Origin of the sequence: Jingyaoa shaoxingensis (genome assembly GCF_014385005.1) — a bacterium.
GTDB lineage: Bacteria > Bacillota > Clostridia > Lachnospirales > Lachnospiraceae > Marvinbryantia > Marvinbryantia shaoxingensis.
On sequence record NZ_JACRSZ010000016.1, the window covers coordinates 41,015 to 63,276 of the forward strand.

Below are 22,262 nucleotides of genomic sequence, written 5' to 3' on the forward strand. Positions count from 1 at the left end.
TGGCATCGATTTTACTTCTCGATGCCAGTTTATCTGATCCCTGTTATCTTATGCCAATTTCTTTAACTCTCTTATGAAATCTGGTGTGGTACCGCAGCATCCGCCTACAATCTTCGCACCTTTCTCCAGCAATACTTTCATGCTTTCTCTGAATTTTTCCGGTGTCAGATCGTAGCTGGCTTCTCCGGTATCAGAAATCTTCGGCATTCCTGCATTTGGCTTTACAATCATCGGTATAGTCAGAATATTGTTCAGTCCTTCTACGATGGATACTAACTGTTCCGGTCCTACAGAGCAGTTAATTCCCACTGCGTCTGCGCCCATTGCCTGCAGGGTCTCTGCCGCTTCGAAGATGTGTCCGCCTGCGTAGATACTGCCGTCTGCATCGATGGTCATACTGCATAGAACCGGAAGATCACTGATCTCCTGCGCTGCTTCCAGTGCAGCCATAGCTTCATCCATACTGGTCATGGTCTCCATCAAAAGCACATCTACTCCGGCATCTATCATGTATTTCATCTGCTCTTTATAGCGTTCCATGGCTTTCTCATAGGTGGCATCCGGTGACATACCGATCATTTTCACAATGGCGGTTACGTCTCCAGCCACATAAGCTTTGCCATCTACCGCTTTTTTACTGATCTGAACCAGTTCATGATTCATCTCTTCTACCTGCGCCCCCAGCCCGTAACCGTTTAAATTAAAACGGTTTGCTCCAAAAGTCGGTGCACACAGAATCTGGCTTCCTGCTTCCACATAAGCCTTCTGAAGTTCCGTCAGTATATCCGGGTGATCCAGAATCCACTCTTCGGTGCATATACCTCTCGGCATACCCATGGCAAACAGATTGGAACCGGTTGCTCCGTCAAGAAGGGTTATGTTTTCTGTCAGTTTCTGAAATTCTTCTTTTGTCATATATCCCCCTGTCCCCGCATTTGATCCGTCTTTTTCACAGATCCTGATGCGAAATTCGGGTCTGTTCCACAGACCCGATTCACTCTTCATATTATGCAGCCTTCTTCTCCTCCTCAAAGAATACCTGATACCATACCAGGAAGGAATAGATCGTCCAGATCTTACGGCTGTTATCTCTTACTCCATTCTTATGATCATCCAACAGACGCATAATCGGCTCTGTATGGAAATATTTCTTTGCTGCCGGACTCTCGAAAGCTTCTTTTACTTTGCCATATCCGGTCTCTTCCTTTAACCATACACGAATTGGCACCGGAAATCCCAGTTTCTTCTTATTAGTAGTAAATTCCGGCAGGCAAGGCTCTGCCACACGGCGGAAAGCAAACTTGGTGGTCTTGTCCTTCAGCTTCATATTCGTACGAATCTGTCTTGCCACCTGGAATACTTCTTTATCCAGGAATGGTACACGCAGTTCCAGTGAATGTGCCATACTCATCTTATCTGCCTTCAGCAGGATATCTCCCGGAAGCCAGTTTGTCAGGTCAATATACTGCATCTTGGTGGTATCATCGTACTTGCTCATCTTCTTATATTTTGCAGCCAAAAGTGCTTCCGGTGAAGGTGCATTGGTCTTTACCTTCAGCAGTTTTTTTCGTTCCTCTTCTGTGAAAATATTCGCATTACCAATGAAACGCTCCTCCACAGACTTGCTGGCACGAATGATATAGCTTCGTCCCTTCATGCCTTCCGGCAGTTTTTCAGCAAGATTTGCCATACTCTTTCTCCAGCTCTTTGGCAGCCAGGACAGCCAGCGTAAAGACAATGGCTCTCTGTAAATAGTATATCCGCCAAAGAACTCGTCTGCTCCCTCTCCGGATGTAACTACTTTTACCTGTTTTGCTGCCTCTCTTGCCACAAAATACAGTGCAATAGCTGCCGGATCTGCCAAAGGCTCATCCATATGATACATAATCTTTGGCATCTCACCCCAGTATTCCTCTTCCGTAATCTGGTGGCTGTAATTCTCCAGTCCCAGGAACTTGGCACACTCTTCTGCATACTGTGTCTCACTGTACTGATTGTTCTTATCAAAAAATCCTACGGTAAATGTCTTCTTTCCGGAATATTTTGCTGCAATGTAGCTGGAATCCACGCCACTGGAAAGGAATGCACCTACTTCTACGTCTGCCAGCATATGCTTGTCCACAGAATCCTCCAGTACGTTTGTCAGCTTCTTTACCAGTTCTTCCTGACTGTCCTTGGAAACTGGTTCCAGAGTCGGGTCAAAGTACTGTGTTACATTCAGTTCTCCGTTCTGGTAAGTCAGATAATGCCCCGGAAGAAGACGATACACACCTTTGAAAAAGGTTTCCGGTAGATTGGAATACTGGAAAGAAAGGTACTCTTCCAGAGCTTCGTTATTGACTTCTTTTTTAAATCCCGGGAACTCCAGAATACTTTTAATCTCAGAGCCAAATACCAGATTACCACGGATCATGGCATAATATACCGGCTTAATTCCGAAAAAATCTCTTGCCATAAACAATCTCTTCTTCTTATTATCCCAAATGGCGAATCCGAACATACCACGTAGTTCATGTACCAGCTTCTCGCCGTACTCTTCATATCCATGTACCAGAGTCTCGGTATCAGAGCTGTTCTTAAACACATGCCCCTTGGCCTGAAAACGCTCTCTCAGTTCCGGGCTGTTATAGATCTCTCCGTTAAAGACAATACCTACCTCTCCATCTTCATTAAACATCGGCTGTGACCCGTTCTCCAGGTCAATAATGCTCAGACGGCGAAATCCCAGTGCTACCTGGTCATTCACATATTTTCCTGCAGAATCCGGACCACGGTGGATAATCACCTTCATCATGTCGTCCAGAACCTGTTCTTTATTTCCCTGTTTACCAACAAATCCAACTATACCGCACATATCTTTTCATTCCTCTTTTTCTTGTCTCCTATCAGTGGCAATCTTCTTCGTCATGGTTCATAATGTGAATCACAACCATTTTTCCCTGATATTTTCTATCTTTTCCAAAATTTCAAGCTTTAGTATAGCAAATATCCCTGTGTTTGGCAAATTTTTTATTATGAGGTTTTCTGATAGATGTACTTTCTTTTTTGCATCAGTTTTTTGGCAAAAAACAGGAGACCGGGAAAAAAGCTCCGCAGCCTCCTGTAATGATTCCTTTATTTTTGATCTGATATTCTATACAATACCCTGAGCAGTCATAGCGTCTACGACTTTTTCGAATCCGGCAATGTTAGCACCTGCAACATAGTTGCCTTCCATACCGTATCGTTTTGCAGCATCTACCATGTTGTGTGTGATGTTGATCATGATCTGCTGAAGCTTGTTGTCTACTTCTTCGAATGTCCAGCTCAGTCTCTCGCTATTCTGTGACATCTCCAGAGCAGATGTTGCAACACCACCCGCATTAGCAGCTTTACCAGGTGCAAAGATTACACCGTTCTTCTGCAGATATTCAGTAGCTTCCAGAGTTGTAGGCATATTTGCACCTTCGCATACAGCTGTTACACCGTTAGCAACCAGCTGCTGTGCATCTTCCAGATGCAGCTCGTTCTGTGTGGCACAAGGGAGAGCCAGATCTACTTTTACGCTCCATACGCCACGTCCTTCATGATATTCAGAATTTGGACGATATTTCTTGTATTCTGTCAGACGTGCACGATTTACTTCTTTGATCTCTTTTAATGCAGTTACATCAATTCCTTCCGGATCATATACCCATCCGTTGGAGTCTGAGCAGGTTACTACTTTTGCTCCAAGCTGCTGTGCTTTCTGGATTGCATAGGTAGCAACGTTACCTGATCCGGAAACTGCAACAGTCATGCCTTTGATATCTTTACCATTCAGTTTTAACAGTTCCTGTGTCAGATATAACAGACCATATCCTGTAGCTTCTGTTCTTGCAAGAGATCCACCGTAGGAAAGTCCTTTACCTGTCAGGACACCTTCATACAGCCCTGTCAGTCTCTTGTACTGTCCATACATATAACCAATCTCTCTTGCACCTGTTCCGATATCACCTGCAGGTACGTCTTCGTTTGCTCCGATATATTTGCTCAGCTCGGTCATAAAGCTCTGGCAGAATGCCATTACTTCTCTGTCTGATTTTCCTTTAGGATCGAAGTCTGATCCACCTTTACCACCACCGATTGGCAAGCCTGTCAGAGAGTTTTTGAAAATCTGCTCAAATCCAAGGAATTTGATGATACCTAAATTTACAGATGGATGAAGTCTTAATCCTCCCTTGTAAGGTCCGATTGCACTGTTAAACTGTACACGGTATCCGGTATTCACCTGAACCTGTCCCTTATCATCTACCCAAGGTACACGGAACTTGATCTGTCTTTCCGGTTCAACCAGTCTTTCCAGTAATGCATCTTTTCTGAACTTTTCTTCATTGGCTTCGATCACTACTCTCAGAGATTCCAGAACCTCTTTGACTGCCTGATGGAATTCAGGTTCTGCTGGATTTTTTTTCACTACCTGTTCAATTACCTCATCAACGTATGACATTTTTCATATTCCTCCTTAAATCCGGGCTATAAAAAAGATGGACTGCAAGAGTCCATCTTTTTATCTCTGACGCCCTTGTCTGCCATTATTATATACGTTTCGTTTTTTTGTGACAAGCATTTTTCCGTCTCTGGAATACAGATTATTATGATTAGTATAATCGAATTTTCGAATCAATTCACATCTGATATAAAAAGAAAAAGGCTTACGATTGCCCGTAAACCTCTTTACTCATTTTATGCTGCTTCTCCTGATCCGTCTGCCGCTGCCTCAGTCTCTGGGACTGCCTCTGCATTATAATCCGGTGAGAAGTAATCTGCTTCCGTATCTGCATTCGCATCCGCATTGTTGTCAGATGTATCGGCTGAATCTGAACCATCTGCTGAAGAAAGGAACTCGCTCTTTACATACGCATTCTGTCCATTGTAATCGATCTCGGTCCAGCCATCATCTGTCTCCCCGATCTTGGTAACCGTATCACCCATGTACAGACCGCCAATGACATTATCGTCTGACTCTGTACTCGGCTCGGAACGTACATTACAGGAATCGTTAGCAATCATCTCTGTTGGTTCTTCAGACTGAGCTTCTGTCTCTGTCTCAGCTTCGCCATCCTGTGAATTACCATACTTACTCATAAATTCCTTCAGTACCGGATCAGAGTTCTTCGCGTCTTCACACTGCTTATTCACTGTATCAATCAGATTCTGCACTTCAGTGCTCTTTCTTGTCTCTTCAATGAAACTCTCTGCCGCCTGGTCTCCTGTCGGATCAGTAATGACATAACTGCCCTCTGCATCCTTCTTCAGGTAGAACTGTGTCAGACTCGGTACCAGTGTATCAATGTTCTGTACCTTTCCATCATAGCATACATACACTACACAACTGTCTTCTGTTGGACCCTGCTTGGAATAGGTCTTGATATTGCTGTAGCTTTCCACATAACTGCTGTCCAGATTTGCCTTCTCCTCTGTTTCATCAATGGAAGGATCCAGCTTCTTCAATGTCTCAAGATCTTTGTTTGTCTTGGCCGCATAATAAGATGTCATTACCGTCAACACATCTGCATCGTTCTGAACCAGCGTAGATGTACTCGCTGCATCCCCGTCTACAATCGTATCCGTACCGGCTGATGTCTCCGTCTCTGTCTCTGTCTTTGGGGAACTGCTTCCGCCCTTGCCCAAATGACTGATTGCTCTGATACCGGTCACTGCCAGTATGATAACAACAATCAGGGCAACTCCCAGTAAAATGTATCTCAGATTGTCTGAAATCCACTCTCTGATATCGTCCATAATAATTCTGCCTCCTGTTCATTAAAATGAAAACGCACCTGGAGGGATTCGAACCCCCGACACGTGGTACCGGAAACCACTGCTCTATCCCCTGAGCTACAGGTGCATTATGGACAGTCCACAACACTCATTATAGTACAATACATTTCTGAAAAAGTCAAGAACGGAAAAAGTTTGAACTAACTATTGCCGGCCACGGAGTAAACAACAGCAATTAGCTTTCCGTCCCGTCCGTTTTCTCCTCCACCTCATCCACGCAAGTCAGACGATGCATCTGACACTGATAATAGTAAATCTCATCCGACAGATAATCCTGTGGTGCCACCTCTGCCTGATTGATCTCTCTTACCAGATCCCGCATTCCTTCTGCTGACATGGTGCAGTCCGCCGGTACAATGATGCATTCATGGATACTGCTTGGAAGAATCCAGAAATCGTCCCTCAGAAGAATACTGATTTTTTCCAGAATACTGTCAAAAATAATGGCAGACGCTCCAAAATAATTCTCCTCATTCGTCAGTACATACATCCGGACACCCTGTTCTGACTCATAACCGCATTCTTCCAGTACCTCCCCGATCTCCACGAATTTTACCGGAAGAATCTTCTGTGTGTTATCTCTCGCCTGCATGAGTACTTCCTGTTCTGTCACTCCCCAGGATCTACAGTGGCTGCTTCTCACCAGTATCGTTGCATTGCCGATCTTCTCATCCTCTACTTTGTAATAAGCTACTACTGCCAGATTCAGAAATCTCTGATATGGAACTTCCTTCAGGAGACGTTCATTTTTCTTATAATTGATCAGCTTGCAGGCTAAATGTGTCCTTACTTTCTCGTAATTCAGGTATTCCTCCGGACGGAACTCTTCTGCCACTGTCGCATGATGATACAGCTCACATACATGCTCCGTAATCTCCGGAATGGTCTTTCCTTCTATGTATTCCTGATACAGATCATTCAGATAAACTGTCGGTGCCATATTCGTTCCCTGTTGATAAAAAGTCAGCCCGTCCAGCACTATATCATTATTTTTTGTTACCTGGTGCAGTTCTGTACGCACCTCATCTCCCAGTTTCTCCTGCATTTTTGTCTGCATACAGCAGATGAATTCTTCATACTTCAATACACTGTTCCTCTTTTCTTTTATTTTATAAAACCGCTTGGAAAAATATTGTGCGAACGCACCAGAATTATTCAGAAGTTTTACATCACATATATTAGCACATATTGATCACATATGCAATAAGGAAGTTTTGTTATTATTTGTGGAATTTTGTCGGAACAAAGAATGTGCCTTGGCACATTCTGGCGCCTGCGGAGGTCGCTTGCGACATCATCATTGTACGCCGCAGTGCGCATCCTGCCGGAGGCTTTTTGTATAATAGGAAATGCAATTTCCTATTATACAAAAAAAGATCCCGGAAAATCCGGGATCCATTTGTCTGCTTCATATGATGTCCACAAATTGCCTCGTTACTTCGTAACTTTTGCCCCTTGCATCATATTATACTCTGGACAGATATTCACCTGTACGTGTATCGATCTTGATCACATCGCCCTGTTCTACGAACAGTGGTACGTATACAACTGCACCTGTCTCAACGGTAGCTGGCTTTGTTGCACCTGTAGCGGTATCACCTTTGAAACCAGGCTCTGTATCTGTGATAGCCAGTTCTACAAACAGTGGTGGTTCTACTGCAAACACATTACCGTTGTGTGAACAAATTTTAACCATTTCATTCTCTTTTACGAATTTCAGTGCATCGCCGATATCATCACTGCTCAGTGCGATCTGATCATATGTCTCAACGTTCATGAAGTGGAACAGGTCACCATCTGAGTATAAGTACTGCATATCTACACGGTCAATACGTGCAGCAGGGAACTTTTCAGTTGGTCTGAAAGTTTTTTCTACCACACCACCGTTGATGATGTTTTTTAACTTGGTTCTAACGAAAGCAGCACCTTTTCCCGGTTTTACATGCTGGAATTCCAGAATCTGGTAAATATTTCCTTCGATCTCCAGTGTTACGCCATTTCTAAAATCTCCTGCTGATATCATTCAAATATTCCTCCTTAGATTACGAATACGGGTTGCGTTCTCTTCCCATAGATATTATAGATTGTATAATATAATATCTCGCATTTCAAGTTTTTTTTCTATAATTCAATCAATTCTTTCGGTGAATGTGTCAGATTACGGTATCCTTCTTCTGTAACCACTACCATATCTTCAATTCTGACACCGCCAAATCCAGGTACGTAGATTCCAGGTTCTACAGTCTGAATCATATTTGGCAGAATCGTTTCTTTACAAAGCATGGAAAGGCGCGGTTCTTCATGAATAAAAAGCCCCACACTGTGTCCCAGACCGTGTCCGAAATATTCTCCGTATCCTTCCTTTGCAATGATATCTCTTGCCACTTTGTCAACATCACAGCCACGTACGCCACCCTTTAAGGCATCCAGTGCAGACAGCTGCGCTTCCAGTACCGTATGGTAGATCTCTTTCTGTTTGTCATTTGCTTTTCCGATCACAACTGTTCTGGTCATATCAGAACAATATCCATGGTAGAGACATCCATAGTCCATGGTAACAAAATCACCTTTTTCAAGTTTACGATCAGATGGCATTGCATGAGGCATAGCTGAATTCGGACCGGACGCCACAATCGTTTCAAAGCTTAAATTCTCTGCACCATGTGTCTTCATAAAATATTCCAACTCTGCTGCCACTTCCAGTTCGGTAATGCCTGGTTTTAACACATCCAGAATATGGGTAAATGCCATATCTCCGATAGATTCTGCTTTTGCCAGATATTCCAGCTCCCAGTCTGCTTTTACGCTGCGAAGCAGGTCAAGGGAATCCCCAAGAGAAATGTCAATCTTGCCTGCACAGGCTTCCTGCAGTCCCTGATAGGTCTTACACAACATATACGCATCTTCGTAAGCCACGTGCTGTGCGCCTTCTTCTGTGATCAGAGCATTCACCATCTGTCCGTATGTCTGTCCTGTTACCAGTTCCTGTACTTCAAAATCCGGTGCTTCTTCCTTCGCCATCGTTGTATAACGGGAATCTGTCATAAGAACCTGTCTCTTTTTAGAAATATACAGATATCCGGTTGCTCCGCGGAATCCGCTTAAATACCGCATATTATATCCGTCAGATACCAGAACAGCATCTGCTTTTTTCTCATCCAGTACGGCATACACCTTTGTATAATAGCCCTTCATAATTCCTTAAATCCCTTTCTCTGTATCTGTTCCGTGCCTTCACAGTGGGTTCTGAACAGTTACCTCTTTTTTCTTATACTTTATATTTTTTACACTTTCTCCGATAGAAGAAAATCACAATCTTTTCCAGATAACGCTTCAGCACAATCTGGATCTCTTCTTTTGGATGAATCGGTTTTACCAGAATACTGGTAATGCCGGTTCGCCGCGCTCCATACACATCTGTAAAGAGCTGATCCCCCACAAACAGTGTATTTTTTGTGGTAGTTCCCATCTTCTGCATGGCAAGCTGATATCCTTTTCTGGATGGCTTATGTGCATCCTCCAGAAAAAGTGCTCCCACTTCATCTGCAAAGGGTTTCACTCTTGGAAGCTGATTATTGGAAATCAGACAACACTGAAAGCCAATGTTCCTCAGTCTCTCAAACAGTGCCTTTGCTCTGTCATCTGCCGGTGCCCCGTGAGGCACCAGCGTATTGTCAATGTCAAATAATATTCCTCTGTATCCCTTCTGATACAGTCTTTCAAAATCGATACTGTAGGTGGAATCCAGATACTCATCCGGATAAAACATCTCTAACATCCGCAGCCCGCCTATTTCTGTCTGTATTTGCTCAGGAAAAGTTCCAGCTTATTCATGGTCTCTTCCAGTACTTCTTTTCTCGGAAGATATACTACTCGGAAATGATCCGGATCCGGCCAGTTAAAGGCTTTTCCGTGTGTTACCAGCACCTTCTGTTCCTTCAGGAAGTCATATGCAAACTGCTCATCATCAGTAATGTTGAACCGCTCCACATCCAGCTTCGGGAAGATATAAAATGCTGCCTTTGGTTTTACTGCTGATACTCCCGGGATATTATTCAGAGCCTTATAAATGAACTCTCTCTGTTCATAAACACGTCCTCCCGGTATCAGCAATTCCTGTGAACTCTGATATCCGCCCAGGGCAGTCTGTACTACCGACTGTGCCGGAACATTCGAGCAGAGACGCATGTTGGAGAGCATATTGATGCCTTCCAGATAACCTTTTACATGAGACTTATCACCACTTAAGCACATCCAGCCCACACGGTATCCCGCGATACGGTGAGACTTGGACAGACCATTCATCGTCACACAAAACAGATCCGGACAAAGGGATGCGATAGAAATATGCTCTATTCCATCCATCACCAGTCTGTCATATATTTCATCCGCAAAGATAATCAGCCCATGTTCTCTTGCGACCTCAACAATCTCTTCCAGAATCTCTCTGCTGTAAACTGCACCTGTCGGATTGTTCGGATTGATGATAACAATTCCCTTGGTACGATCTGTGATCTTCTTCTTAATATCTTCGATGTCCGGATTCCAGTCAGCCTGTTCATCACACATATAGTGTACCGGCGTTCCTCCACCCAAAGAAACAGAAGCAGTCCACAGCGGATAATCCGGTGCCGGAACCAGAATCTCATCTCCATTATTTAACAATGCCTGCATAGACATGGTAATCATCTCACTGACACCGTTACCGGTATAGATATCATTCATTCCCACATTCGGGATGCCCTTGATCTGGCAGTACTGCATGATCGCCTTTCTGGCGGAAAACAGCCCGCGGGAGTCGGAATATCCCTGGGTGCTGGTCAGATTCATCATCATATCCTGAACCACCTCATCCGGTGCACGGAATCCAAACGGTGCCGGATTACCAATGTTCAGTTTCAAAATGGTCTCACCATTTTCCTCCATTCTGTTAGCCTCATCCAGAACTGGTCCTCTGATATCATAACAAACGTGGTCGAGTTTCGTTGATTTATTAAATGTTCTCATAATTTTCTCCACTCCTTTGCAGATTCGGCGTAGGAAACGCTTTTTCAGCATTTTCTTCTAAGTATAGCACCGTGCCTATGAAAAATCAAACAAAGATAACTGATTGGATTCCGGAAGATCTCCCAGAATACCCAGATCATCCATCACATCGATAACACTCTTGCTGACCTTCGTTCTCTGCCAGAAATCATCCTTCGATAAAAATGGTCCGTCTTTTACTGCTTCTACTACTGCTTCTGCCGCTTTGTCTCCCATTCCGTCTATGGTAGACAGGGATGGCATCAGTTTCCCGTCAATCACCTGAAAACGGCTGGCCTGAGCCTTCTCCAGTTCAATCGGCAGGAACTCAAAACCCCTGGCGTAAAACTCCTGTACACTTCGCATATCTTTGTAGGTATCCTGTTCCTTTTTGGACAGAGAATCACTGCGCTTTTTATAATCCCGCATATGCATCTTCAGCCTGTCTTCCCCCTGGCACATCAGTTCATAATTAAAATCATCTGCACGGATACTGAAGTAAGCCGCATAATATGCCAGAGGATAATATACCTTACAGTAAGCTATACGCCACGCCATCATAACATAAGCTGCCGCATGTGCCTTCGGGAACATGTACTTGATCTTCTTACAGGACCAGATGTACCAGTCTGGCACATCATGCTTCTTCATTTCTTCTTCCCACTCCGGCTTCAGGCCTTTTCCTTTTCGCACGCTCTCCATGATAGTGAAGGACTGTTCACTGTCCAGCCCCTTCTGAATCAGATAAATCATGATATCATCTCGCGTACAGATTGCTGTAGAAATGGTTGCCTTTCCTTCCTGAATCAGCACCTGGGCATTTCCCAGCCATACGTCAGTACCATGAGCCAGTCCGGCAATACGCACCAGATCCGAAAATTCTTTTGGCTTGGTATCAATCAGCATCTGCATGGCAAAGTCGGTACCGAATTCCGGAATACCCAGGGATCCCAGTGGGCATTCCACCAGCTGATCCGGGGTAATCCCCAGTGCCTCTGTACTGCTGAACAGAGACATCACTGCCTTATCATCCAATGGAATATTGCGGGCATTTAACCCAGTCAGGTCTTCCAGCATACGTATCATGGTCGGATCATCGTGTCCGAGAATATCCAGCTTCAGCAGATTGTGGTCAATGGAATGGTAGTCAAAATGAGTAGTTATAATATCTGTCTCTGTATCGTTTGCCGGATGCTGTACAGGGGTAAAAGAATAAATTTCTTCCCCGTGAGGCAGTACAACAATACCACCCGGATGCTGTCCTGTGGTCCTTCGTACTCCGACGCATCCTTCTACAATACGGTTAATCTCACAGACACGCTTGCGCTGTCCACGTTCTTCGTAGTAATTTTTTACATAACCGAATGCGGTCTTATCTGCCAGCGTACCAATGGTTCCCGCCTTAAAAGTATGTCCGGTTCCGAAGATGACTTCCGTATAACGATGGGCATTTCCCTGATATTCACCAGAGAAGTTCAGGTCAATATCAGGCTCTTTATTTCCCTTGAATCCCAGGAAAGTCTCAAACGGGATATCAAATCCTTCTTTTCGAAGGGATGCCCCGCACACCGGGCATTTCTTATCCGGCATATCGCATCCAGCCCGTCCGGAAAAGGCTTTTACATCATCAGAATCAAAATCATAATAATGGCAGACTTCACAGTAATAATGAGGACTTAATGGATTTACCTCTGTGATTCCCGCCATAGTAGCTACAAAAGAAGATCCAACCGATCCACGAGATCCTACCAGATAGCCATCGTCATTAGACTTCCACACCAGCTTCTGGGCAATGATATACATTACGGCAAATCCGTTGGAAATAATAGAGTTCAGTTCACGCTCCAGACGCTCCGATACTATCGGGGGCAGATCCTCTCCGTAGATCTCATGTGCCTTGTTATAACAGATTTCTCGTAAGGTTTTGTCCGAGTTCTCGATGACCGGCGGACATTTATCCGGACGTACCGGCGCAATATGCTCACACATATCTGCGATCCTGTTTGGATTGGTAATGACCACTTCCTCTGCCTTTTCCTGTCCCAAATAGGCAAATTCCTTCATCATCTCTTCTGTAGTGTGCAAAAACAGCGGTGCCTGCTGGTCTGCATCCTTGAATCCTTTGCCGGCCATAATAATCCGACGATAAATCTCATCTTCCGGATTCAGGAAATGCACATCACAGGTGGCAAGAACCGGCTTGTGCAGCTGCTCTCCCAGTTTGACAACCTTCCGGTTCAGATCCTGCAGATCTTTTTCCGTCTTAATGTCTTCTCTGTCTTCCTCACGGATCATAAATGCATTATTGCCGATTGGCTGAATCTCCAGATAATCATAAAAGTTCGCAATACGAATAATTTCCTGCTCTGTTTTTCCTTCCAGAATTGCCTGGAACAGTTCTCCCGCTTCACAGGCAGATCCCAGAATCAGTCCCTCCCTGTACTGCTGTATGGCACTCTTCGGAATACGGGGTCTTCGGTTGTAATACTGCAGATGCGACCAGGATACCAAACGGTACAGATTGATTCTTCCAATCTCATTCTTTGCCAGAATAATGGCATGATAGGTCGGAAGCTTCTTTATCTGTTCCAGAGAAGTGCTTCCCAGCTCATTGATGCCGTCCAGGTCAAAGACATCCTGTTTTGCCAGCATCTCTACAAATTTCAGAAAAATCTCTGCTGTACATTCTGCATCGTCCACTGCACGGTGATGGTGGTGCAGATTAATATGCAGCGCTTTTGCAACCGTATCCAGCTTAAAACGGTTCAGCTGCGGCAGCATAATGCGTGCCAGTGCTACAGTATCCAGATACGTAAAGATCTGTTCCCGCCCCTGTCTGCGGCAGTTCTCTTCAATAAAACTGACATCAAATCCTGCATTATGAGCCACCAGTACCGCATCTCCCACAAATTCCAGAAACTGTGGCAGGATCTCTTCGATCACCGGCGCATCCATCACCATATTATCATTGATGCTGGTCAGTTCTTCAATTCGAAACGGAATCGGCACCTGTGGATTGACAAAGGTAGAAAAACGGTCTGTGATCTCTCCGTTTTCCACTTTTACCGCGCCGATCTCGATGATCCGGTTATTCACCGGACTAAAGCCGGTAGTCTCCAGGTCAAACACTACGAAACTTCCCTGCAGATTCTGCCCCATGGAATGCATAACAATATCCTTGGAATCATCCACCAGATAAGCTTCCACCCCGTAAATAACTTTAAACGGATCATGAATCAGCTTCAATTCTTCTTTTGTCACATCCGGATGTTCTACCTTATATTTATCCCGGTATGCCCGATCAATATCCTCGATAAAATGATTGGCATCCGGGAAAGACTGCAGCGCCCCGTGATCGGTAATAGCGATAGCTGAATGTCCCCATTTGTATGCCTGCTTTACAATATCTTTTACCTCAGATACTCCATCCATATCACTCATTTTGGTATGACAGTGAAGCTCTACCCGCTTCTCCGGCCAGGTATCCATACGACCTGCGCGGAAATCACTGATTTTCTTAATTCCCACAACTGACCCAATCGTCAGCTGACTGTCAAAACGGTCAATGGTAGTAACACCTTTCAGCTTCACAAACGCACCCTTTTTCAAATCCTGTGTCAGTTCCGGCACCTGCTCCGTTGCAAGGAAAATCTTGACCGTAATCGTATCTGTAAAGTCCGTAATATCCATCATAATAATTGTCTTTTCATTTCGGATATCTCTGGTCTCCAGAGCACGGACACATCCACGGATGACCACTTCTCCCATTTCCCCTTCAATGGTACGGATCTCGATAGCTTCTTCGTCAATATCTCTCCCGTAGATCACATCCGGATTATCCGAACGTTTCAGTCCACGGCGATAATCTCCGCCACCTTTTCTGGAAAAACCACCCCCGCCAAATGACTTTTTTGGTTCCTGTACCTGCTTTTTGGACTCTGCAGGTGCTGTCTTCGCAGCTTCTTTTTTGCCACTTGCCGTCTTTGCTTCTTTTTTCTCGGGTTTGGAATCAGTATCGATCATTAATTCTTCTGCTCCGGATGACTCTTCTCCCACTCCGGCTTCCCGGTTCTTACGAAGCCGTTCTGCGATAGCCGCCACTTCCTGTTCAATAAGCAAGTCACTGTTTTTCCGTGCCTTACTCATCTGAGCAACCTTCTGTCTCAGGGTAATCTTCAGATGCAGTCCGCAGCGTTCGCAGAATATCTTTTCCATAATACGGATCAGTTCCTCCGCTTTTCCTTCCAGAACCACGGATTCCTCGATGGTCAGTATCATGGCATCAGGAGCTGTAAATTCATACTCCGCCTGACGTAATAAATTATATTCAAAAATACTGTAGTCTCTCAGTTCCAGCAAAATACTGTCACGGTAATCCGGAAACAGATTCTCAGCTGTATACTGACCGGACAGATGAAATTTTTCAATAATCCGTACATCAATTTCCGCATCAGAAAAACACTGATCCTTAATAGCTTTTTCTGCCATACGGATGTACTTTTTGTGGATCCATGTCTCACTGATGATATAAACGCGCAGAAGCTCTCTGGAAGAAGTCACGGCAACTTTTGTCACCGCGACCTTCTCAAAGAGCTTTTTCACTGAATCACTGATCTGTAATTCCGGAAATACTTCCAGAAAACTTTTCTCCATACTTATTTCTCCCAGTTCAACAATTCCTCCCGAAGCGCATTCAGAAGCTGGTCTTCCGGAAGCTTCTGAATGATTTCGCCTTTCTTAATCAGAAGTCCTTCACCTTTGCCTCCGGCAATTCCGATATCTGCTTCTTTTGCCTCTCCAGGCCCATTTACCACACATCCCATAACTGCCACTTTGATATCAAGCGGAATATCCTGCACCATGTTTTCCACTGCATTGGCTAAACCGATCAGGTCAATACTGGTTCTTCCACAGGTCGGGCAGGATACCACTTCGATGCCGCCCTTGCGCAGTCCCAGGGTTCTTAAAATCAGTTTTGCCGACTTGATTTCTTCCACCGGATCTCCAGTCAACGATACACGGATCGTATCTCCGATGCCCTGATTTAAAATCAGTCCCAGACCAATGGCAGACTTAATATTACCGGATAACAACGTTCCTGCCTCTGTGATTCCCACATGGAGCGGATAATTGATCTCCTTTGCAATTAATTCATGAGCTTTTACACACATCATCACATCCGATGACTTAATACTGACTACCAGATTATTATAGCCCAGATCTTCAATACTGTGCACCTTATCCAAAGCACTTTCTACAATGCCTTCTGCCGTTACACCGTTGTATTTCTTTACCAGGTCTTTTTCCAGGGATCCACTGTTTACCCCCACACGGATCGGGATGTTACGCTCTTTTGCCGCATCCACTACTGCCTTCACTCTTTTTGTATCACCGATATTACCCGGATTAATACGGATCTTATCGGCTCCGTTTTCAATGGCTGCCAGAGCCATACGATAATCAAAATGAATATCCGCCACCACCGGAATGCTGATTTCTTTCTTAATCTCCTTCAATGCCTGTGCTGCTTCCAGCGTCGGTACCGTACAGCGGATGATCTCACATCCTGCTGCCTCCAGACGGTGAATCTGCTCCACCGTTGCCTTTACATCTTCGGTTCTCGTATTGGTCATGGACTGTATCAGAATCGGATTGCCCCCTCCGATCACCCGGTTGCCAATATGCACTGTTTTCGTATGATCTCGATACATTTTTCTGTCCTCTCCTTCCATACTCGAAGCTTTTTATTTTTTTCTCCTATACATCAGAAACTGATATTCCAGGTCAAAATAAGTCTGTTCATCACTGTCTGCTGCGATATACCAGTCATCCATCTCGTCCAGATTTGGGAAATAAGCATCCGCTTCATACTCATGGTCAATTTTGGTGACATGTGCCACATCACAGTATGGCAACATCTGACGGTATACACTGTCTCCCCCGATGACATAGACCTGTTCGCTGTCGTACTTCTTCAGTTCTTCCTGCAACTCCTCCATGGAATGTACCACGATGGCATCTTTTACCTGATAGTCCTTATTCCCGGTGAGAACGATGTTCGTACGATTCTTCAAAGGCATGCCATTTGGAAAGCTCTCCAGTGTCTTTCTTCCCATTACTACTACATTACCGGTAGTTGTCTCTCTGAAAAACTTCATATCAGAAGGAATGCTGACCAGTAATTTGTTATTGCATCCAATTCCCCAATTCTTATCTGCTGCTACGATAATATTCATTTTTCTTCCCCCTTATACCGCAACCGGGATATTCTTGATCTGTTCCCCGGTTACATAATCTTCTACGATCAGATCCTGCGTTGTAAACTGATAAAAATCTTTTACTTCCGGATTCAGGCTCACCTTCGGTGCCGGATACTCTTCCCTTGTCAGAAGCTCCTGAATCATCGGTACATGCCGGTCATAGATATGTGCATCTGCAATGATATGCACCAGTTCTCCCGGCACCATATCATTCACCTGTGCCACCATCATCAGCAAAATCGCATACTGACATACATTCCAGCCATTTGCCGCCAGCATATCCTGACTTCTCTGATTCAGCACCGCATTAAGTACCAGTCTACGGTCGGTATCTTCCGGTCTCGGTGCCGTCACATTATAGGTCATACTGTAACAGCATGGATCCAGTCCTCCTGAATGCAGATATTCAAACTGATACATATTCGTCATAATACGACGGCTATATGGATTCTCCTTCAACTGTCGAAGTACATAGTCCATCTGGTCGGTCTCTTCCCCTTTATAGATGAATTTTCTGCGGATCACATCCCCATAACAGGTTCCAATGCTTCCCGTTTCATCAGCCCAGCTGTCCCACACATGACTGTTCAGGTCATGGATATTGTTAGACTTCTTCTGATAGATCCACAGGATCTCATCCATGGCACTTTTCAGTGCAATTCTTCTTAAGGTAATGGCAGGGAATTCTTTTCTCAGATCATAGCGGTTCACCACGCCAAACTTCTTGACAGTATAGGCCGGTGTGCCGTCTTCCCAGTGCGGACGCACCAGTTCTCCTTTCGTATCCGTTCCATTTTCCAGAATATCTCTGCAAGTCTCTTTAAATAATCTGTCTGCGTAACTCATGTCCCCTCCTACTGCTGATCTGTAGCAAGCGCCAGCTTCGCCACACTGGTATCTTCTGCAAATCCTGCCGCATTATATAACACACAAATATCCGTATAATCCTTATCCTTCATGTAATCTCCAAGATTCTCATTAAAATAGCGCAGATCCACAATATCAATCTGTGAAAAATCCTGCATAGCAAAGCTCAGGAAACAGTTGGCATAAGAATCCTTGATGATCAGGAGCTTCCGGTCTGTTTTTGCTTCTGTCTTTGCTTCAATCAATGGCTGATTGCCGCCAAAAAAGACTGCATACTTGTCTCTTCCTTCCAGATAGGAAGTATCATACAGACTGGCTCGTTCTTCTGAATGATTGTAAGTCAGTGTATAAGGAATCTCTGTCACCGGCTGATAACTCTCTATGGAGTCTCCCGGAACATCGATGTTCACCTTGGCATCAATGGTTCCGTGAAAATCTGTAGTCAACGTCTTTTCACGATATTCTGACAATGGAACAATTGGAAGGTCAATGCTCTCTGCCCAGGCTTCATATACATATCGGGCGGCCAGCGTCTTCCAGTGATGATCTGTTTTATAATAAATCGGTTCTTCTTTGTGCGCGTCCAGTACCGGCTCTGCATCAAACAGCAAGTCTTCCGGAATCTGCGTTCTGATTTCATTCAAATACGCTCCTTCCTCCTCTGCTACCGCATAAGCCGGAAGTTTATCCTTCAGAATCTCCACAGCATTCGGGACAATCATTGCCTTTACATGCCCGGTGCCCACCTTCTGTTCCTGAGACTGCAGGAAATTGCACAGATAAGTAATATTATTCTTCGCCGTATCCGTATCAAAAGATCCGGAATGCTTCTCAATCAGATAGCCGTCTTTTGCAAAATAGACACCATTTATCTCTGTCTTTCCCTCTGCCCGTTCAGCCTCGGTCTTCACGCCAATCCATCCGTCTCTCCAGAAAAACTGGTCCGACAGATAAGTCTCATAATTCTTTTCAAAAGTGCCGCTTAAGATATCCTTCAGATTCAGTTCCGGCATCTGTGCCAGAATACGGTTTTCTTTTTCTGAAAATGAAATATCTCGTTTCAAAAGACTGCCTCCGGCACATCCAAATATCATAGCCAGAAACACTCCCGTCAGCACTCTGTTCTGCAATTTTGTCATGTATCTTTTCTCCTCTTAAAAACGGAAGTACAGGAATGGATTGTAGGTGGCATCCACCAGATATGCCACTCCCAGGAAAAAGACTCCTGCATAAAATACCAGCCGGGCAATTGTTACCAGCCAGTTGTTCTCGCCTGCTTTCCGAATCAGCAGCGCTGCCACTTTCTTTGGCAATTCTGTGGAAGCCAGCACCAGAATGACCAGAAGCACTGCATAATTATATAACAGATAGATCGTAGTACTGTCCACCAGACCAGCCCCTGCTCCACCAAACATTGCACCAATATACTGTACCCCGACAGCTATTTTGTCAAATGCAAAAATCACCCAGCCAATGAGTACAAAAAAAAGCGCATAAATATGACGGAATACGCGTGGAAGCTTTATCAGTATATCTTTTAATACAAACTTTTCAATAATCAGCAAAGCACCATAATAAACACCCCACAGGACGAAGTTCCAGCTTGCCCCATGCCAGATTCCTGTAAGCATCCATACTACTGCTATGTTGCGGATCTGTTTCTTTATCCCCCGGCGGTTGCCTCCAAGTGGAATATACACATATTCCCGGAACCAGGAACTTAAAGAGATATGCCATCTTCTCCAGAATTCCGTAATGCTGGTGGATATGTAAGGATAATTAAAGTTCTCCAGGAAATGGAATCCGAACATCTTGCCCAGTCCAATTGCCATATCCGAATATCCGGAAAAATCAAAATAAATCTGGAATGCATAAGCTGCTGCCCCCAGCCATGCGGTTGCCACCGGAAGACTTCCCGCTCCCATGACAGATATGGTATCCCAAAGAACACCGATATTATTTGCCAACAGTACTTTCTTACCGAATCCGATCATAAATCGGTGAACACCTTCTGCAAAATCTGCCGCATTCTCCCGTCTGGTCTCCATCTGCTGTGCAATCGTCTTATACTGTACAATCGGTCCCGCAATCAACTGCGGGAACATAGACACATAGGTACCATACTTAATCCAGCTTGTCTGGACTTCCGTTACCCCCAGATACACATCTATGGTATAGGACATAGTCTGGAACGTAAAAAAAGAAATACCTATAGGCAATGGTATTCCAGTCAGTGGAATGGCTGTGCCAAACACTGCATTAATGCTTCCAATCAGGAAATCCAGATATTTGAAGAAACAAAGCACTGCAATGTTATAGATCAGGGAAATACTCAGCCATTCTCTTGCCGATGCCGTCCTTCCATGCTTTTTACACCAGTCCACTTTCTTTCCAATGAAGAAATCCACAGTGATGGAACATAGCATCAACAATACATACTTCGGCTCTCCCCATGCGTAAAAAAACAGACTGAACAACAATAAAATCACATTCCGGAACTTCCGCGGTGCAATATAATAAAGAAGTAACACTGCCGGAAGAAAACGGAACAGAAATAATAAACTACTGAAAACCATCTTTTCTCCTGTACATCAAATGTTATTTTTTCTTAAATTTTGTCAAAAACCTATTTACAACAATTTTAATTATTATATAATAGAGTATGTCAAAAAACAATGTTTTTATCGTTCCTGCATCGGAAGATAAACACACTGTTTTTTCGTGTGCATAAAGGGGAAACGAATTAAAATAACGAGGGGATTTCATGGCTCAGAAAAAAAAGCGGCCCAATGCCAGAGAACGGCGTAACGGGTTTATTATAAATATACTGACGCTAATCGTTCTGATTCTTCTGGTTTTTGAAGGAAAAAGTCTGATTAGCTTATTTTCATCACAGACGATTCAGGATCGAATCCGACAGGAAGAATCAGAAGTTTTTGCCAGTGCCAATTTGACAGAGAAACAGACAGAGGCAGTGACCGAAATGTCTTCTGAAAACTCCACTGAAAAAAGTTCTGAGAATACAACAGAGCAGGAAAACGAGTCAGAGACAGACGCACCCGTCACTGACCGTTTTACCGGACTCCCGGATGGAAGCGATGAATATATGGACATTGTTGTTCCAGAGCAGGCATCTGCTGTAGATGACAGTTATTTTGAAGATGCGGTATTCATCGGTGATTCCCGTATGCAGGGATTCCGCAACCTGTCAGGTATCACAAAGGGCAGCTTCGTAACTGCAGTCGGTATGGAACTGGAGAATTTCTATACTGATTCTCAGATTGCTACAGCCGCAGGGAATGTAACAGTACTGGACGCTCTGAAGAATATCAATTTTTCTAAGATCTATATGATGTTGGGAACAAATGAACTGGGTGCCTATGATATGAGCCAGGTGGGAGAATCCTATCGTCAGGTACTGGCAGATATTAAGCAGCTCTCTTCTTCTCCTGATCCGATTGTCTATGTTTACTCTGTCATCTATGTAGATGAACCGTTGGTTACCACCGGTGACTACGTCAATAACACCAATGTAGATGCTGTGAACATGGAGATCCTAAAGATGTGTAAAGAAGAAGGATATCATTATATAAACCTGAATGAAGTACTATCCAATGGTTATCATGGTCTGATCTCCGGAGCTGCAGAAGATGGCATTCATCTGAATACCGATTACTGTAAAGAATGGCTGGAATACACAAAAACACACTATATACCTAGTGTTTAAAGAAAAGGAGAAATCATATGAAAAACAAAACAAAAGCTCTGGTTCTTGCGTGTCTCTGCATTTTTGCAACACTGATGCTGACCGCCTGTGGAGGCAAATCTTCCTCTGACAGTGCAGATGTAACTGTCGATGCAAAGCAGTTATGCAAGGATCTGGAGGGTACGATTGACAGTGAAGTTAGTGAAGTCAGCAGCGATGTGATTGCTTCTACTTATTTCTTTGATATGGATAAGATTGAAGAATCTGTAGCCGCCCTGAATTCCGGAAGCAATGCATGCGAAGTGGTGGTTTTGAAATGCAAAGATGCATCTTACACATCCGAAGCTGAAGATCTGCTGAAGAAACGTGTAGAATCTCAGTCCGAACTGTTTGCCAGCTATAATGCACCGGAAGTTGCAAAGTTGGATGCCGCAATCATTAAGGCCAAAGGCAATTATGTCGTCTACTGTGTAACAGATGATACCGATAAAGCAAATGAAATCATAAAAAATGCCGGATTTTAAAATCCGGTATTTTTTATACTCTTATAAAAATAAATTCTGAACTGTTCCCACATATCACATGATCACTTATAGATCAGA

At 44.2% G+C, this 22,262-nt stretch carries 17 protein-coding genes and 1 tRNA gene; 2 read left to right on the plus strand and 16 right to left on the minus strand.

The annotated features are described in order from the left end of the window. Positions 1-48: 48 nt before the first annotated feature. The 16 genes from H8716_RS13880 to H8716_RS13955 all read right to left on the minus strand — a co-directional run bounded on the left by H8716_RS13880 (position 49) and on the right by H8716_RS13955 (position 20,530). Positions 49-915 carry a homocysteine S-methyltransferase family protein gene (locus H8716_RS13880; protein WP_249309654.1) on the minus strand — a complete coding sequence of 289 codons (867 nt, stop codon included), beginning with the start codon at positions 913-915 and terminating at the stop codon, positions 49-51. Positions 916-1,006: 91 nt separating this feature from the next. Next, on the minus strand, positions 1,007-2,854 hold the full coding sequence (gene asnB, locus H8716_RS13885; RefSeq protein ID WP_249309655.1) for an asparagine synthase (glutamine-hydrolyzing): 1,848 nt from the start codon (positions 2,852-2,854) through the stop codon (positions 1,007-1,009). Positions 2,855-3,133: 279 nt separating this feature from the next. Beyond that, positions 3,134-4,468: an NADP-specific glutamate dehydrogenase gene (gdhA, locus tag H8716_RS13890; protein WP_249309656.1), complete on the minus strand. Its 1,335-nt coding sequence runs from the start codon at positions 4,466-4,468 to the stop codon at positions 3,134-3,136. Between the two features lie 236 nt (positions 4,469-4,704). Beyond that, on the minus strand, positions 4,705-5,763 hold the full coding sequence (locus H8716_RS13895) for an SH3 domain-containing protein (RefSeq protein WP_249309657.1): 1,059 nt from the start codon (positions 5,761-5,763) through the stop codon (positions 4,705-4,707). Between the two features lie 33 nt (positions 5,764-5,796). Next, positions 5,797-5,869: transfer RNA gene (locus tag H8716_RS13900), tRNA-Arg, on the minus strand. A 108-nt stretch (positions 5,870-5,977) separates the two neighbouring features. Further along, on the minus strand, positions 5,978-6,886 hold the full coding sequence (locus H8716_RS13905) for a DUF5688 family protein (RefSeq protein ID WP_249309658.1): 909 nt from the start codon (positions 6,884-6,886) through the stop codon (positions 5,978-5,980). 381 nt (positions 6,887-7,267) lie between these two features. Then, on the minus strand, positions 7,268-7,825 hold the full coding sequence (efp, locus tag H8716_RS13910) for an elongation factor P (RefSeq protein ID WP_249309659.1): 558 nt from the start codon (positions 7,823-7,825) through the stop codon (positions 7,268-7,270). Positions 7,826-7,923: 98 nt separating this feature from the next. Continuing rightward, entirely contained in the window at positions 7,924-8,997 is a 1,074-nt protein-coding gene (locus H8716_RS13915) for a M24 family metallopeptidase (RefSeq protein WP_249309660.1), read from the minus strand. Between the two features lie 73 nt (positions 8,998-9,070). Beyond that, a complete protein-coding gene (locus H8716_RS13920; RefSeq protein ID WP_249309661.1) occupies positions 9,071-9,580 on the minus strand; it encodes a YqeG family HAD IIIA-type phosphatase in 510 nt (169 codons plus the stop codon). A gap of 11 nt (positions 9,581-9,591) precedes the next feature. Next, a complete protein-coding gene (locus H8716_RS13925) occupies positions 9,592-10,809 on the minus strand; it encodes a pyridoxal phosphate-dependent aminotransferase (RefSeq protein WP_249309662.1) in 1,218 nt (405 codons plus the stop codon). A gap of 75 nt (positions 10,810-10,884) precedes the next feature. Then, positions 10,885-15,480 carry a PolC-type DNA polymerase III gene (locus H8716_RS13930; protein ID WP_249309663.1) on the minus strand — a complete coding sequence of 1,532 codons (4,596 nt, stop codon included), beginning with the start codon at positions 15,478-15,480 and terminating at the stop codon, positions 10,885-10,887. A 2-nt stretch (positions 15,481-15,482) separates the two neighbouring features. Further along, positions 15,483-16,538 carry a flavodoxin-dependent (E)-4-hydroxy-3-methylbut-2-enyl-diphosphate synthase gene (gene ispG, locus H8716_RS13935; RefSeq protein WP_249309664.1) on the minus strand — a complete coding sequence of 352 codons (1,056 nt, stop codon included), beginning with the start codon at positions 16,536-16,538 and terminating at the stop codon, positions 15,483-15,485. Positions 16,539-16,571: 33 nt separating this feature from the next. Continuing rightward, positions 16,572-17,063, minus strand: a complete 492-nt coding sequence (locus H8716_RS13940) for a dihydrofolate reductase (RefSeq protein ID WP_249309665.1) — start codon at positions 17,061-17,063, stop codon at positions 16,572-16,574. Between the two features lie 12 nt (positions 17,064-17,075). Continuing rightward, on the minus strand, positions 17,076-17,933 hold the full coding sequence (gene thyA, locus H8716_RS13945) for a thymidylate synthase (RefSeq protein ID WP_249309666.1): 858 nt from the start codon (positions 17,931-17,933) through the stop codon (positions 17,076-17,078). A gap of 8 nt (positions 17,934-17,941) precedes the next feature. Next, entirely contained in the window at positions 17,942-19,093 is a 1,152-nt protein-coding gene (locus tag H8716_RS13950) for a DHHW family protein (protein WP_249309667.1), read from the minus strand. A 15-nt stretch (positions 19,094-19,108) separates the two neighbouring features. Further along, positions 19,109-20,530, minus strand: coding sequence for an MBOAT family O-acyltransferase (locus H8716_RS13955; protein ID WP_249309668.1), 1,422 nt, complete (start codon positions 20,528-20,530; stop codon positions 19,109-19,111). A gap of 188 nt (positions 20,531-20,718) precedes the next feature. Between H8716_RS13955 and H8716_RS13960 the strand changes: the two genes are divergently transcribed. Then, the gene (locus H8716_RS13960) at positions 20,719-21,681 is read left to right on the plus strand and encodes a GDSL-type esterase/lipase family protein (RefSeq protein ID WP_249309669.1); all 963 of its coding nucleotides are present in this window, start codon (positions 20,719-20,721) and stop codon (positions 21,679-21,681) included. Between the two features lie 17 nt (positions 21,682-21,698). Next, positions 21,699-22,184, plus strand: a complete 486-nt coding sequence (locus H8716_RS13965; RefSeq protein ID WP_249309670.1) for a DUF4358 domain-containing protein — start codon at positions 21,699-21,701, stop codon at positions 22,182-22,184. Positions 22,185-22,262 lie beyond the last annotated feature (78 nt).